Source organism: Marinactinospora thermotolerans DSM 45154, from assembly GCF_900167435.1.
Lineage (GTDB): Bacteria > Actinomycetota > Actinomycetes > Streptosporangiales > Streptosporangiaceae > Marinactinospora > Marinactinospora thermotolerans.
The window spans coordinates 61,853-76,013 of sequence record NZ_FUWS01000010.1 but is presented as its reverse complement, the minus strand read 5'-3'; the positions used below and the strand labels follow the sequence as shown (position 1 = coordinate 76,013).

The 14,161-nt window shown below is 70.5% G+C and carries 11 protein-coding genes and 5 tRNA genes; 6 read left to right on the top strand and 10 right to left on the bottom strand.

Features of this window, described 5'->3' with window-relative positions:
• Window positions 1-291 precede the first annotated feature (291 nt).
• The 6 genes from B5D66_RS17785 to B5D66_RS17760 all read right to left on the bottom strand — a co-directional run bounded on the left by B5D66_RS17785 (window position 292) and on the right by B5D66_RS17760 (window position 3,116).
• Entirely contained in the window at window positions 292-1,674 is a 1,383-nt protein-coding gene (locus B5D66_RS17785; RefSeq protein ID WP_078762897.1) for an NAD(P)/FAD-dependent oxidoreductase, read from the bottom strand.
• 445 nt (window positions 1,675-2,119) lie between these two features.
• Window positions 2,120-2,196, bottom strand: a tRNA-Val gene (locus tag B5D66_RS17780).
• A 16-nt stretch (window positions 2,197-2,212) separates the two neighbouring features.
• Window positions 2,213-2,287: transfer RNA gene (locus tag B5D66_RS17775), tRNA-Cys, on the bottom strand.
• Between the two features lie 38 nt (window positions 2,288-2,325).
• Window positions 2,326-2,398 (bottom strand) — tRNA-Gly (locus B5D66_RS17770).
• Window positions 2,399-2,436: 38 nt separating this feature from the next.
• Window positions 2,437-2,509: transfer RNA gene (locus B5D66_RS17765), tRNA-Gly, on the bottom strand.
• Window positions 2,510-2,684: 175 nt separating this feature from the next.
• Window positions 2,685-3,116 (bottom strand): roadblock/LC7 domain-containing protein, encoded by a 432-nt coding sequence (locus tag B5D66_RS17760; RefSeq protein ID WP_078762896.1) that lies wholly within the window; start codon window positions 3,114-3,116, stop codon window positions 2,685-2,687.
• A gap of 375 nt (window positions 3,117-3,491) precedes the next feature.
• Between B5D66_RS17760 and B5D66_RS17755 the strand changes: the two genes are divergently transcribed.
• The gene (locus B5D66_RS17755) at window positions 3,492-4,334 is read left to right on the top strand and encodes an aminotransferase class IV (RefSeq protein WP_078762895.1); all 843 of its coding nucleotides are present in this window, start codon (window positions 3,492-3,494) and stop codon (window positions 4,332-4,334) included.
• 209 nt (window positions 4,335-4,543) lie between these two features.
• On the opposite strand, the gene B5D66_RS17750 is transcribed toward B5D66_RS17755, so the two are convergent.
• Entirely contained in the window at window positions 4,544-4,960 is a 417-nt protein-coding gene (locus B5D66_RS17750) for an SsgA family sporulation/cell division regulator (protein WP_078762894.1), read from the bottom strand.
• Window positions 4,961-5,400: 440 nt separating this feature from the next.
• Here B5D66_RS17750 and B5D66_RS17745 point away from each other — a divergent pair.
• Window positions 5,401-5,474 (top strand) — tRNA-Val (locus B5D66_RS17745).
• A gap of 246 nt (window positions 5,475-5,720) precedes the next feature.
• Here B5D66_RS17745 and B5D66_RS17740 read toward each other — a convergent pair.
• Window positions 5,721-6,008 (bottom strand): PGPGW domain-containing protein, encoded by a 288-nt coding sequence (locus B5D66_RS17740; RefSeq protein ID WP_235001074.1) that lies wholly within the window; start codon window positions 6,006-6,008, stop codon window positions 5,721-5,723.
• Between the two features lie 199 nt (window positions 6,009-6,207).
• Window positions 6,208-7,386, bottom strand: a complete 1,179-nt coding sequence (locus B5D66_RS17735) for an FAD-dependent monooxygenase (RefSeq protein WP_078762893.1) — start codon at window positions 7,384-7,386, stop codon at window positions 6,208-6,210.
• Between the two features lie 239 nt (window positions 7,387-7,625).
• On the opposite strand from B5D66_RS17735, the gene thrS reads away from it, so the two are divergent.
• A complete protein-coding gene (gene thrS, locus B5D66_RS17730) occupies window positions 7,626-9,599 on the top strand; it encodes a threonine--tRNA ligase (RefSeq protein ID WP_078762892.1) in 1,974 nt (657 codons plus the stop codon).
• Between the two features lie 73 nt (window positions 9,600-9,672).
• On the opposite strand, the gene B5D66_RS17725 is transcribed toward thrS, so the two are convergent.
• A complete protein-coding gene (locus B5D66_RS17725; protein WP_078762891.1) occupies window positions 9,673-10,341 on the bottom strand; it encodes a cyclase family protein in 669 nt (222 codons plus the stop codon).
• 155 nt (window positions 10,342-10,496) lie between these two features.
• Here B5D66_RS17725 and B5D66_RS17720 point away from each other — a divergent pair, with 155 nt between their 5' ends.
• The 3 genes from B5D66_RS17720 to B5D66_RS17710 all read left to right on the top strand — a co-directional run bounded on the left by B5D66_RS17720 (window position 10,497) and on the right by B5D66_RS17710 (window position 13,844).
• Complete coding sequence (locus tag B5D66_RS17720; RefSeq protein WP_394330067.1) at window positions 10,497-12,191, top strand: DUF885 domain-containing protein; 1,695 nt, start codon at window positions 10,497-10,499, stop codon at window positions 12,189-12,191.
• A gap of 100 nt (window positions 12,192-12,291) precedes the next feature.
• Window positions 12,292-13,167 (top strand): TerC family protein, encoded by an 876-nt coding sequence (locus B5D66_RS17715; protein ID WP_078762890.1) that lies wholly within the window; start codon window positions 12,292-12,294, stop codon window positions 13,165-13,167.
• Window positions 13,168-13,292: 125 nt separating this feature from the next.
• Window positions 13,293-13,844, top strand: coding sequence for an HIT family protein (locus B5D66_RS17710; protein WP_078762889.1), 552 nt, complete (start codon window positions 13,293-13,295; stop codon window positions 13,842-13,844).
• Window positions 13,845-14,161 lie beyond the last annotated feature (317 nt).

The following is a 14,161-nucleotide window of genomic DNA, read 5'->3' as shown; positions in this document are numbered from 1 at the left end:
CCCAGGGACCGGGACGGCGCGGAGGGGGAGCGGCGGCGTCCCGCTCCCCACGCCCTCCCGAGGGGGCTCATCGCAGGGGGCGCGTCGGGGACCGGCATGCCGCCTGGTGGCCGACGGGGCGTCCACGCGGCACAGCGCGGGTTTCGCGGGCGCCCTCCCCGCGCGAGCGCGCGGGGAGGGCGGTCTCCTTCCGTGTCCGGGCGATGATCCTGTGTCACGGTCCCCGATGCGACACGGCCCGTCCCAATCGGTACTCCTATGCCGTCCGTCCGCCTCCGGCGGCGCCCTCGCTCAACGGGAGGGGGAGACGGTCCTTTCGGCGGGAGCCGCTGCCATGGACCACGACCGTGGGAGGAGGGAGGGCATGGCGACCCGCAACGCCACCCCGGGGGACAGCAGTGACGCGGGGCCGTGGCTCAGGTTGAGAAGTCCCATGAAGGCGTGTTGGGCGGTGGGGTGGCGGGTGCCCGCGGCCAGGACGCGGTCGAGATAACGCCCCATGAGCCGGTGGTGGAACGGCGTCGCGGGCCCGTCGGTGTCAGGGAAGCGCCGGTCGGCGACGGTGGCCATGATCCACGGGACTTCGTGTAGTTGCTGGAGGCGGCGGTGGAAGTGGCGGGGAGGGAGCCCGCTCTCCAGCCAGGAGTCCAGCAGGCGTGCGCTGAGCGCCGCCAGCGTCATGCCCTGGGCGTATACGGGGTTGAGCGCGCAGACGGAGTCGCCGACGCCCACGAGGTTGTCGGGAAGTTCCGTGACGTCGCCCAGACGGCGTCTCCTGTTCGCGGTGGAACCGCTGCAGAGCACGGGGGTCAGGGGGTGCGCGTCGGCCAGGGTGGTGGCGATGAGTGGAGTGGTCAGCGTGCGGGCGAACGGAAGGAAGTCCTCGGCGCGTGAGGAGGGCTGGTCGTTTCCCACCCCGCTGAGCGTGGCGATCCAGCGGTCGCCCTCGAGGGGGGCCAGCACTCCTCCCCGTGTGATCGCCGGCCCGAACGGTAAGGAATAACAGGCGCGCCACCCTCGTGGTTCGGCGTCGCCGTCCAGCTGGTAGACGCGGGTCGCGTAGCGCAGGTGGGCGTCGACCACGGTCTCGGGGACCGGGGGACAGCCCAGCTCCTCCAGCCACGCCGGCAGCCGGGAGCCGCGGCCCGTGGCGTCCACGACCAGGCCGGTGGGCAGGTCGAAGCCGCGGCCGGTGGTCCGATGGCGGAGCGTCACCGCGGTCACGTGCCGAGGGGTTCCCACCAGGGAGTCCACCGTGTGCTCCTGGAGAAGGCGTACCCGGGGCAGGGCGAGCACACGTTCGCGGATCACCGCCTCGATGAGGGGGCGGCTGGCGCTCACCGCGCCCAGTCCGGAGTGGAAGCGGGTCCCCCATCCGTGCGGGGTGGCCACCGCCAAGTCGTTGCAGGCGTCGATACGGTGTCCGCCCCTACGGCACACCTCGTCGCTGAAGCCGGGAAGGAGCGCGTCGATGGTCTCCACCCCCTTGGCGAACAGGGCGTGGACGTGGCTGCTCTGGGGAACGCCCGCTCGGCGCTGAGGCCGGTCTGGAAGGCGGTCGCGGTCCACCACGATGACCTCGGGGTGATGGGCGGCGAGGACGCGGGCTGCCAGCAGCCCGGCGATGCCGGCACCGACGACCACCGCGGGCTCACGGCCGATGAGAGGGAGCATCTGTCGGTCTCCATGCTTTCCGGGGGATATATGGGGGATGGGCGAGGGCCCACCCATGTTCGTCCTCCACATGGTCGACCTGGGGGTATGACGGCCTCTTCTCTCGAGAGGGCGGGAAGGTAGCCACGAGGTACGAGAGGAGTGCCATCGTGCCCAGGGTCCCAAGCGACACCAGTCCTACCCAGATTCCGTGCGGGGAAGAGCGTCCGGTCACTGCCGGGGACCAGGTGGGGAGCCGTGGCCCCGCTTTTGTCGGGCGAGGACGCGCGACACCCTAGGGCGCGGAAGGCGGGGGCGCGTTCGGACGGCGGGGCGTGACGGCTCGCCGGCGTGCGGAGTAGCGGTGGCCGGGACGGCCTCTGGGGCCGTCAGGTCGATGCCGCTCGGCCTCCAATGACTATGGGAAAAGCCGAAGGGCCAGAGGAGACCTCTGGCCCTTTGAGGGTGGTGGGCGATACAGGATTCGAACCTGTGACCTCTACCGTGTCAAGGTAGCGCTCTAACCAACTGAGCTAACCGCCCAAGTCGAGACTTGGATTGGAGGCGGAGACGGGAATCGAACCCGTGTACAGGGATTTGCAGTCCCTTGCCTAAGCCACTCGGCCACTCCGCCACGAGTGCCGCCGGGTGGGGTACCCGAGGGCTTCTCCGAGCGGACGACGGGATTCGAACCCGCGACCCTCACCTTGGCAAGGTGATGCTCTACCAGCTGAGCCACGTCCGCGTGTCATGGAACGGTGTCCATGAGACCTTGTTGCTTCGAGCGGACGACGGGATTCGAACCCGCGACCCTCACCTTGGCAAGGTGATGCTCTACCAGCTGAGCCACGTCCGCGCGGCGAGTGATCCGGATCCGGTTTCCCGGGCCGCGTCCCTCGCTGCGTTAAGAACTCTAGCGGATTCCGGCGCTTGTACAAACTCGAAAGCGCTGGCCGAGGGGAAAGCGGTGGTTCGCGGGGGCGTCGGTGAGGGGGCGGGGCCGGGGCCGCGCACGGCCCCGGGCCCGATGTTCAGCCCTTGACGCGCGCCGGCGTGGAGGGCATGTCCGGGCGCGGCGGAGCCGACAGGTACTGTCCGACACGCTGGATCACTTTGTTCATTTCGTAGGCGACCAGGCCGACATCGCACTCGGAGTCGGAGACGAGCGCCATGCAGGCACCCTCCCCGGCCGCTGCGACGAACAGGAAGGCCTTGTCCATCTCGATGATGCTTTGGCGGATCTCCCCGGCGGCGAACTGCTTGCTCACTCCGCCGGCCAGACTCTGTAGCCCCGAGGCGATCGCCGCGAGGTGCTCCGCGGCCGGCCGTTCCAGTTGACTCGACGACGCCATCAGCAGCCCGTCGGTGGACAGCACGATGGCGTGATGCGTGCCCTCCGCACGGGTGAGGAGGTCGTCGAGCAACCAGCTCAGCTCGCCAGGGGCGGTGCTCCGTGAGGTCATGGCTCTCTTGATCTGTTTCGTCTTCGGTGTGGGCAGGGAGGGGGAAGGGGACGGAGATTCACGTACGGCTATCTGTGGACGCATGCGAGTGTCCCGCAAGTGTTGCCCAGATGATAGTCATTCGTAACTTATCCGGCTCCTCTCTGCGTAGATTCCGAACCGCTGAGGTTGCGATCCGACTGGGGGCGCACCGTGGTGGTTGGCTACGGTACTCCCGCGCACGCCGCGAAACATGAAACCCGGCCGGTGCTGGTCAGAGGGGTTGCGATCGTACCGTCCGACGTTGTCGCCGGCAGCGCACGTCCAAGGCCCGTTGCGGCCGGGGAGAGTGGCAGGATCAGGTCAGCGAGGACCGAGCGGGAGGAGACGAGCGAGATGCGGATGTGGATCGCCGGCGCCGGATACGGCGCGGGGCGCGTGCTGGAGGCGGAGGAGGTCCAAATCCCGGCCCTGGACCACGGGATCACCGTCGGCGACGGCGTCTTCGAGACGGTCAAGGCGGTGGGAGGCCGGCCGTTCGCGCTCACTCGGCACCTGCGCCGTCTCGCCCGTTCCGCCGAGGGGATCGGCCTGCCCGCGCCCGATCTGGAACGCATCGCCGATGGGGTGCGCCAGGTCCTGGAGGCCAATCCGGCCATCGACCCGGCCCGGGTGCGCATCACCGTGACCGCCGGGGTGGGGCCGCTCGGTTCCGACCGTGGACCGGGGGAGCCGACCTGCATGGTGGCGGTCGCGGAGTTCGCCAGGCCGGCACCCATGGTCGATGTCGTGCTCGTGCCGTGGACGCGCAACGAGAACGGCGCTCTCAGTGGCCTGAAGACGACCTCCTACGCGGAGAACGTGGTCGCGCTGGCCTATGCGCGGGAGCGGGGCGCGGGGGAGGCGATCTTCGCCAACACCGCCGGCAACCTGTGCGAGGGGACCGGAAGCAACGTCTTCGTGGTGGTGGACGGCCGGCTGATCACGCCGCCGCTCGCCGCGGGACCGCTCGCGGGGATCACCCGGGAACTCGTGCTGGAGTGGTGCGGCGGCGAGGAGGCCGACCTGCCGGTGGCGCGGCTGGGCGAGGTCGAGGAGGCGTTCCTGGCCTCGACCGGACGCGATGTCCAGCCGATCCGCGCGATCGACGGCCGGGAGCTGCCGCAGGCGCCGGGGCCGGTGACCCGCAAGGCGATGGAGGTGTTCGCCGAGCGCGGCGCCTCGGACATGGACCCCTGAGACGTCGCCCGATGTGACGGGAAGACGGGAATGCCGCGGCTCGCAGGGGCCGCGGCATTCCCGGGGAAAGTAAGACGTTCGAGGCGGTTTGCCGGTCATCTGGCCGGGTAAACCATCAGACAGAACTGCGGGCTTATGTCCCGCTTTTGGGCGTGTGGCGGTACGGAACCGGGCGAGAGGTCCGGGAGGGGCGCTTCCGTTCGGGCGCCTCAGGAAAGGTGCTGGGCGATCTCGGCGTCGAGGTCCACGAAGTCCGCCTCCTGGCCGGCCGGAACGATCTCGTAGGTGCGGTGCAGGAACTCCGCCAGCGGCGAGATCGGCGCGTTGAACTCGGCGTTGCCGAACGGGGAGGACAGGGCGATGTTGATCGCCCGCTCGCCGTCACCCTTGGCCGGCCACACCCGGACGTCCCCCTCGCCGACGGGGCGCACGATGCCCACGGTCAGCAGCTCGCGGGCGAAGATCCACTCGACCGGCTCGTCTTCGCCGACGTGGAAGGCCACCTTGATGGCGTAGGGGTCCTCGGCGGTGTAATCGAGCCGGGCGACCAGAGGGACCGCGGCGCGGTCGGGGACGACGAGCCGGAGACCCAGCTCGGCGGTGGCAGTGGTGCCGCTACTGTTCATGTTCGCCAAACCTTTTCTCGTCCGGCCCCGCGACTTTGCGGGTTGGTTGCCGTCGCATCCGTACCCGACACGGCCGGTCGATGACTAGTGACGCGCAACCGGGAAACTTCTTCGTCTGGGGTCGTGGGGTGGCATCCCGCCAAGTCTTTCCCGACCCTTCGTCAATTTAATGAGCTGCGGAAACTAGGAATTTCCGGATGATCTGTGGCCCGCGTCACCCGGAGTGGCGTGGGGGCGGCCACGCCGGCCGGTCCTGGTCTCTGCATCTCCCTTGTATGAGGGAATCTCGCGTTTTGCGTTCCGTTGAGGTGACCTGGACGAACCTGTGGTGAGACGTCGATCACGTACCCGATCGCCGTCGAGGGGCACGTGGGGGCCTCGGCACCCCTCCAGATGCGCTAGAGTCTTTCTTGTTCGCCCCGAGGGGCGGCGAAAAACCCGGGCCATTAGCTCAGTCGGCTAGAGCGCTTCGTTCACACCGAAGAGGTCACTGGTTCGAGTCCAGTATGGCCCACCCCGACGAGAGGTCGGCTCCGAATCACGGAGCCGGCCTCTCTGCTGTCCGGCCCTTCTCCGTAGCGGGGAGCCCGTGGCGACATCCGCGGGCGCGGAACCGCTCAGGTCCGCGGCCTCGTGCGGTGGAGGGGGAGCCGCGCCGGCCTCGGGATGGGGGCGTGCCCGCGAGGCCGTGGCCGGTTCATCTGGTCTGTGAGCCCGCCGGAATTCGTTCCGACCGTTTCTCGAAGCCCGGTGGAGGTCCTTACCCCACCGACGGCCTCTTGCGCGCGCGCCTGCGCCGCTGGGTCTCAATGGCGGTCTCCTTGGCTCGGTGGGCCCACACGCGGGCGCGCCGCAGCAGGCCCCGAGCCCAGGCGAACTCGGTCGCCAGGATCGCCAGGCCCAGGATGATCCCCGCCGCGCCCGGTCCAGGGGTGAGGCACATGACGATGCCCGCGAGCAGGATGAGACCGCCCACCAGGACCACCAGGGTGCGCCAGGCCCAGTGGAGGACGGGATGGGAGTGCATGCGGATACGCCAGATCCGCATGTGCACACGGAAACGCCGCCAGCGGCGGGACACACGTCGCGGCGACGATGCCGCCGGGTCCGGTCGGCTCGCCTCGACTGAAGGGCTCGGTGACATGACCTCACAATATCGGCCGGATCAAGACCTGGTTTCGGGCTCATCACGCCACGGCGTGTCCAGGGGCGACGGTCACCGGACTCTCGACTAGTGAAGAGTGATCTCAGGGAAGGCCGGCGGTCACACGGTCCACGTCGTGGCCGTACAACCAGTCGGGGTCGGCGATCTCCGCCCCCGCCGAGGCCGCCGCCGCAGCCCGCAGGATGGGGGACTCGCCATCGTCACGGTACAACAGCCGTAGCAGTTCCCAACACCCCTCCCGCACCCGGCGCACCCGTTCCTCGCGCAACGCGCTGTAGCGGGCCAGCGCGTCCTGCACCGTGGTGACGTCGGCCCCCCGCAGGCAGGCCGCCAGCACGATGGCGTCCTCCACCGCCAGGTTGGTCCCCTGGGCCAGGAAGGGCGGCATCGGATGGGCGGCGTCGCCGAGCAGGGCGATCCGACCGCGCCACCAGCTGGCGAGCGTCGTGTACTCCTGGAGCGGCCACACACCGATCCAATCGCTCGCCGACACGAGCGCGCGCACCCGCGGATCCCACCCCTCGAACGCGCGGAGCAGATCGGCGATCCGGTCCCGGGTGCCCCACGATCCCGGTCGGGTGCGGGGGGCCGGCGTCATCGCGGTGAAGCTGATCAGGCGCCCGGCGTCCACCGGGTAACAGGTGAAGTGCCGGTCGGGTCCCAGCCACACCCGGACCCGTCTCTCCCCCGTGGCGAACGGTGACCGTTCGACCGGGACCAGTCCTCGGTGGACGCTGATCCCGGCGAAGTGCTGCCGCTCCGGCCGGACCGCCCCGCGCACGGCGGAGTGGAGGCCGTCGGCGCCGACCACCACGTCCGCGTAGACCTCGTGCCCGTCGGAGCAGCGTAGGGCGATACCGTCACTGCTCTCCAGCAGGTCGGTCACGTAGCGGCCGGGGTGGGCCTGTTCCCGCGGCACCAGCGATCGGACGGCCGCGTGCAGGTCACTGCGCAACAGGGTGTAGTAGGGGGCCGCGTACCTCCGCTCGTAGAACTCTCCCATCGGGGTGGACCCGATGCGCTCCCCGCTGTCCCAGCACAGAAGGTCGCGACGCTCGGGCCGCACCGAGACCGCCGCCAGCCGTTCGCCCAGTCCCAGCCGCAGCAGGGGACGGGAGGCGTTGGGGGACAGCCGCACCCCCGCTCCCGGCGACCGGGAGGTGTGGCTCTGCTCCAGCACCTCCGCGCGCACGCCCCCGCGGGCCAGCGCCCCGGCGAGCGTCAACCCTCCGATCCCGCCCCCTACGATGACGATGCGCACGTTGTCCCCCCGGTGCCGGCCCTGTAAGGCTGTGCATACCCATGCGAGGGGCCGGCGCACGTCCTTGCTCGCGGAGCCGGTCTGTGACCGGGTGGGATGCCCATGGCGGGCAGTCGAGCCGATCGGCGATTGCCGCTAGCATCGAGGTCGGAGGACCGGTTCGTCCCGGCCTCCTCGGCGCCCGGGCCCTCCCGTGGCGCCTCCCGACCTCGTTTCGCTACAACCCTCTGGGAGTCACTGTGTCGGCCGTGCCTGAGCTGCGTATCACCCTCGCCGGATCCGAGCGTGCGGTGGCGGCCGGGACGACCGCCGGCCAGGCACTCGAAGCCGACGGCCGCACGGTCATCGCGGCCCGCGTCAACGGCGAACCCCGCGACCTGGCCCACGAACTGGCCGACGGGGACGTCGTCGAGCCGATCACCATCGACTCCGACGAGGGACGCGCGATCCTGCGCCACTCCACCGCCCACATCATGGCGCAGGCGGTGCAGGAGCTGTTCCCCGAGGCCAAGCTCGGGATCGGGCCGCCCATCGAGAACGGCTTCTACTACGACTTCGACGTCGCCGAGCCCTTCACCCCCGACGATCTCAAGCGCATCGAGAAGAAGATGCAGGAGATCGTCAAGCAGGGACAGCGCTTCGCGCGCCGGCCCGTCACCGACGAGGCCGCCCGGACGGAGCTGGCCGGCGAACCCTACAAGCTCGAGCTGATCGGCCTGAAGGGCGGCGCGAGCGAGGCCGCCGAGGGCGCCGGGGTCGAGGTCGGGGCCGGCGAGCTCACCATCTACGACAACCTGCACCCGCGCACGGGGGAACTGTGCTGGAAGGACCTGTGCCGCGGCCCGCACCTGCCGACCACCAAGGTGGTCCCGGCGTTCAAGCTCATGCGCTCGGCCGCCGCCTACTGGCGGGGCAGCGAGAAGAACCCCCAGCTCCAGCGCATCTACGGCACCGCCTGGGAGAGCAAGGACGCGCTCAAGGCCTATCTCACCTTCCTGGAGGAGGCCGAGAAGCGCGACCACCGCAGGCTGGGGGCGGAACTCGACCTGTTCTCCTTCCCCGATGAGATCGGATCGGGTCTGGCGGTCTTCCACCCCAAGGGGGGTGTGATCCGCAGGGCCATGGAGGACTACTCCCGGCGCCGCCACGAAGAGGCGGGGTACGAGTTCGTCTACACGCCGCACGCCACCAAGGGCAGGCTGTTCGAGAAGTCCGGCCACCTCGACTGGTACGCCGATGGCATGTACCCCCCCATGCAGTTGGACGAGGGCCAGGACTACTACCTCAAGCCCATGAACTGCCCGATGCACAACCTGATCTTCGGGTCCCGGGGCCGCTCCTACCGTGAGCTCCCGCTGCGGCTGTTCGAGTTCGGGACGGTCTACCGCTACGAGAAGTCCGGGGTGGTCCACGGCCTGACCCGCGCCCGTGGCTTCACCCAGGACGACGCGCACATCTACTGCACCCCCGAGCAGATGCCCGGCGAGCTCGACTCGCTGCTGACGTTCGTGCTGGACCTGCTGCGCGACTACGGTCTGGACGACTTCTACCTGGAGCTGTCCACCCGTGACCCGGAGAAGTCCATCGGCTCCGACGAGATCTGGGAGGAGGCCACCCAGATCCTGCGCGAGGCCGCCGAGAAGCAGGGGCTCGAACTCGTCCTGGACCCGGGGGGCGCCGCGTTCTACGGGCCCAAGATCTCGGTCCAGGCCCGTGACGCCATCGGCCGCACCTGGCAGATGTCGACCATCCAGGTCGATTTCAACCTGCCTGAGCGCTTCGATCTGGAGTACCAGGCCTCCGATGGTTCCCGGCAGCGTCCCGTCATGATCCACCGGGCCCTGTTCGGTTCGATCGAGCGCTTCTTCGCCGTGCTGCTGGAGCACTACGCCGGCGCGTTCCCCGCCTGGCTGGCACCGGTCCAGGTGGTCGGCATCCCGATCACCGACGAGCACGTGCCCTACCTGGAGCGTGTCGCCGAGAAGCTGCGCGCCGAGGGGATCAGGGTCGAGATCGACTCCAGCGACGACCGGATGCAGAAGAAGATCCGCAACGCCCAGAAGCAGAAGGTCCCGTTCATGCTGCTGGCCGGCGACGAGGACGCCGGCAAGGCCGCGGTGTCGTTCCGCTACCGAGACGGTTCGCAGAACAACGGCGTGCCGATCGACGAGGCCGTCGCCGAGATCGTCGCGACGGTCCGCGAGCGCCGCTGAGGCGGCCGGGACGCGATGACGGGGCCGTGGCGGACAACCGCCACGGCCCCGTTTCCGTGGTGGGTCTTCCCGTTCAGGGGCGGACCCGCATCGCCATGGCCCGCACGGGAGCCCCGTCCGCGCCCGCCAGCCGGACGGGGACCGCGCTGAACAGGGGGTCGGGGAAGTCGATCTCCTCCAGGCCGCGCAGGTTCTCGATCAGCACCCCGCCGGCTCCCAGCACGGTGCGGTGGACCGGCCAGTCACCACCGGCCGTTCCCTCTCGTGGTGTCTCGTCCGGGTTGGGGGCGTCGATACCGATCGTGCGCACGCCCGCCGCGACCAGGCGGGCCGCGGCCTCGCCGCTCAGGTAGGGATGGTCGAAGTAACGGGGCTTCCCGTAGTGGCGGGCCCAGCCGGTGCGCAGGAGCACCACCTTCCCCGGACCCACGCCCGTCGCCTGCGCCGAGATGTCGGCCCAGTCGATGCTGGAGCGGTCCCTGCGCCCGGACACGTCGATGACGACGGCCGGGCCGACGAACAGGTCCAGGGCGAGTTCGTCGATCCGCGCGCCCGCGTCGAAGAAGTGGAAGGGCGCGTCGGCGTGTGTTCCGCTCTGCGTCCCCATCGACACGTGCGCGAGGTTGTAGCCGTCGTCGGCGAGGGTGGCGACCGGGGTCAGGGAGGGGACCGGATCCCCGGGATAGACCTGGGTCTGCGGCCCCACGGGGTGGCTCAGGTCGACGACGTGGGTGACGCGCATGGGCACTCCGATCCGGGTGGGGCCGGTGCCCCTCCCCGTCCGCGTGGGGCACCTCGCCGACGATAGCCCCCAGGGGAGGGGACGCGCCGCCGTCCGGGGAAGATAAGCCGATGGAGGACGTGCGCGCGTCGACGCGAACGGGCAGGATGGAGGGGATGACTGAAACGCCAGACCACCGGCTGCCCGATCCCGGTGCCAACGCCATGACCGACCGGTTCCGCGAGGTCTCCTCCCGCATCCTCGACGCCCTGTTGGAGGAGCGCCCGGAGTGGGCCACCGAGCTCGGTGACGACCGGTTCGACGACCGGCTCACCGACCACTCCGAGGACGCCGGGGCGCGCCGGGCCGCCACGCTGGCCGACGCCCTCGGCGCGCTCGACGAGATCGACGACACGCTGCTGCCGCCCGAGGACCGGGTGGATCTGGAGTTGCTGCGCACGAGGGTCAGCGGCGACCTGTGGCGGACCACCGAACTACGGCCCCACACCTGGGATCCGCTGGAACAGCTGCCCGGCGAGGGACTGTCCCCGCTCATCGAACGCGAGTCCGCCCCGGCCGCGGTCCGGCTGGAGAGGCTGGCCGCGCGCTGCGCCGCGGTGCCCGACTTCCTGTCCACCGCCCGTTCCGTGCTGGACTCCGGGCCGGGCATGCCCAGGGTGCACGTGGAGACCGCGATCGCGCGGGTCCGTGCCACGGCGGAGCTCCTCACGGGCGGGGTCGACGCCCTGCTCGCCGACGAGCCGTCCCTGGCCTCACGGGTGCTTCCCGCCCGCGACGCCGCTCGTGAGGCCCTGAGCACGCACGCCGCCTGGTTGGCGGAACGCCTCGACTCCGCGGTCGCCGACCCCCGCCTGGGCGCCCGTGACTACGCCGCCCAGCTCTGGTACACCCTCGACTCCGAGCTCTCTCCCGAGACGCTGCTCACCCGGGCCGAGAGCGATCTGCTCGCGGCGGAGGAGGAGATCGCCGAGCTCGCGGCCGAGTACGAGGGGCGGCCCCGCCACCCCGGACAGGTGCGCCGCGTCCTGGACCGGATCGCCGAGCGCAGTGCCTCCGAGGAGGCCACGGTCCGCCCCATGTGCGAGAAGGCGCTGGAGCACCTTGTGGCCCGGACGGCCGAGCTGGACCTCGTCACCGTCCCCGACACCGCCATCCGCATCGTCGCGATGCCCGGCCCGCGCCGGGGCGTCTGTGTCGCCTACTGCGACCCGCCCGGGCCGTTGGCGCCCCGGGGGGAGGAGCCGACCACCATCGCGGTGGCCCCGCCGCCAGGGGAGTGGCCGGCCGCGCGCCGGGCCTCCTTCCACCGCGAGTACAACAGCCACATGCTGCGCAACCTGATGGTGCACGAGGCGGTTCCCGGCCACGCTCTCCAGCTCGCCCACGCGGCCCGCTACCAGGGCGCCACCCGGGTCCGGACGGCGCTGCGCAGCGGGTCCTTCGTCGAGGGCTGGGCGGTCTACGCCGAGGACCTGATCGCGGAGAACGGTTGGGGGGAGGAGCCGGACCTGCCGTTGCGGCTGACGCACCTGAAGATGCGGTTGCGGACGCTGCTCAACGCGATCATCGACGTGCGCGTCCACGCCCACGACCTGTCCGAGGCCGAGGCGATGGAACTGCTGACCCAACGTGGCCACCAGGAGGAGGGCGAGGCCGCGGGCAAGTGGCGGCGGGCCCTGCTCACCAGCGCGCAGCTGGCCACCTACTATGTGGGGCACCGCGAGATCGCCGCGATCGCCCGGGACCTCGCCGCGGCCCGTCCCGCCGATTCCGCGCGCCGCCGCCACGACGCCATGCTCGCCCACGGCTCCCCCTCGCCCCGGCACCTGCGCGCCTTACTCGGGGTGTGACCAGGGGCACCGGGCGGGGCCGCTTTATGCGTCGCTTATCCACGCCTTCCTAGATTCTTGGGGCCATGCCCGTACCCTCTCTCGGAGCTGACGACCCCCCATGCCCACGGACCTGATAGTCGGATTCTTCACGCTGACGCTGCTGGAGATCGTGCTCGGGATCGACAACCTCGTCTTCATCTCGATCCTGTCGAGCAAACTGCCCGAACACCAGCGCGACAAGGCCCGCAAACTCGGCATCGGGCTCGCCCTCATCACCCGCCTGGCCCTGCTGGGCTCCATCAGCTGGATCATCCAGCTCACCGAACCGCTGTTCTCGATCGGTGACATGGAGTTCAGCGGTCAGTCGCTGATCCTGCTGGTCGGCGGCTTCTTCCTCCTCGCCAAGGGCACCTACGAGATCCACGAGAGTCTGGAGGGCGAGGAGGACCACAAGGGGTCCAAGGTGGGGGCCGCCTTCGGCATGGTGGTCACCCAGATCGTGGCGCTGGACCTGGTCTTCTCGCTGGACTCGGTCATCACCGCGGTCGGCATGATCGACCCCGAGGGCGCGGGGATCTGGGTCATGGTCGCCGCCGTCGTCATCGCGGTCATCGTGATGCTGGTCTCGGCGAACCCGCTGTCCAAGTTCGTGCACGACCACCCGACCGTGAAGATGCTGGCCCTGGCCTTCCTTCTGCTCATCGGCATGAGCCTGGTCGCCGAGGGCTTCGGCTTCCACATCGAGAAGGGCTTCATCTACACCGCGATGGGCTTCTCGCTGTTCGTGGAGATCCTCAACCTGCTGGCGGCCCGCCGCCGTCGTAAGCGGAGCGGTGCGCAGGCCAGCCCGGTCAAGCTGGCCAGCCGCTACGCCGAGACGCCCGCCACGGGTGACGCCGGCGCGGTCGCGGCGGCCGACGCCGTGGCGCCGCGCGAGGCCGAAGAGGAGAGCACGACCGGGCGGACGGAGCCGACCTCGGGCGGTTCCGCCTGACGGCCGACACGTCGGCGCCGGGCCGTTCCGCGTTGCGCGGGGCGGCCCGGCCCCGTTCCGGGCGAGAGGACTTCCGCGGTCGCCCTGCCTGCGGGCGGGCGGCGGAAGTCAATATGCTGGCCCTTATGAGCACTGACGAGTGGGGGGACCACGACGGTGCCGGCGACGCCGACGGCTTCGAACGGCTCTGGACACCGCATCGCATGGCCTACATCAAGGGCGAGAACAAGCCCACCGGATCGGCGCCGGAGGACGGCTGTCCGTTCTGCCGGGTCCCGTCGCTCCCCGACGATGAGGGGCTCGTCGTGGCCCGCGGCAAGAACGCCTTCGCCGTGCTCAACCTCTACCCCTACAACAGCGGCCATCTGATGGTCTGCCCCTACCGGCACGTCGCCGACTACGCCGAGCTCGACGAGGGCGAGACCATCGAGATCGCCTCGCTCACCCAGTCCGCCATCACCGCGTTGCGCTCCGCCTTCGGGGCACAGGGCTTCAACGTGGGGATGAACCTCGGCGCGGTCGCCGGCGCGGGCATCGCCGCGCACCTGCACCAGCACATCGTCCCCCGTTGGGGAGGCGACACCAACTTCATGCCGGTGGTCGGACGGACCAAGGTGCTTCCGCAGATGCTGGGGCAGACGCGGGAGCTCCTCGCCGAACACTGGCCCCAGCCCTGACGAGCCCGAGCCCGGAGGCAAGCGATGAGTGGTCCCGCGCCGGTCCTCGACGGCGACCGCGGTCTCCGCGCGGCGTGCCCGACCACGGGGCCGACGCGCTCGCCGTGCCCCTCCTCGCCTCCGCCCGCCCGGGGCGGGTGCCGGTGGCCGGCGTCCACCGCCGTGGGGCGCGCGACCGTCGCCGGTCGTCGGTCCCGCCGCGCGTCCCTCGTTCCTCCCCGGAGGCTCCGGTGACGACCACCCTGTCCTCCGCCTCCTCCCCGTCCCTTCCGCGGACCGCGTCCTTTGGATCCGGCGCTCCCGCGGGATGCTCCGTC

Excerpts from the sequence above, each read along its gene's own strand:
- B5D66_RS17785 (WP_078762897.1), bottom strand. The coding sequence starts at position 1,674 with ATGCTCCCTCTCATCGGCCGTGAGCCCGCGGTGGTCGTCGGTGCCGGC.
- B5D66_RS17760 (WP_078762896.1), bottom strand. The coding sequence starts at position 3,116 with ATGACCTCACGGAGCACCGCCCCTGGCGAGCTGAGCTGGTTGCTCGAC.
- B5D66_RS17755 (WP_078762895.1), top strand. The coding sequence starts at position 3,492 with ATGCGGATGTGGATCGCCGGCGCCGGATACGGCGCGGGGCGCGTGCTG.
- B5D66_RS17750 (WP_078762894.1), bottom strand. The coding sequence starts at position 4,960 with ATGAACAGTAGCGGCACCACTGCCACCGCCGAGCTGGGTCTCCGGCTC.
- B5D66_RS17740 (WP_235001074.1), bottom strand. The coding sequence starts at position 6,008 with ATGCGGATCTGGCGTATCCGCATGCACTCCCATCCCGTCCTCCACTGG.
- B5D66_RS17725 (WP_078762891.1), bottom strand. The coding sequence starts at position 10,341 with ATGCGCGTCACCCACGTCGTCGACCTGAGCCACCCCGTGGGGCCGCAG.
- B5D66_RS17720 (WP_394330067.1), top strand. The coding sequence starts at position 10,497 with ATGACTGAAACGCCAGACCACCGGCTGCCCGATCCCGGTGCCAACGCC.
- B5D66_RS17715 (WP_078762890.1), top strand. The coding sequence starts at position 12,292 with ATGCCCACGGACCTGATAGTCGGATTCTTCACGCTGACGCTGCTGGAG.
- B5D66_RS17710 (WP_078762889.1), top strand. The coding sequence starts at position 13,293 with ATGAGCACTGACGAGTGGGGGGACCACGACGGTGCCGGCGACGCCGAC.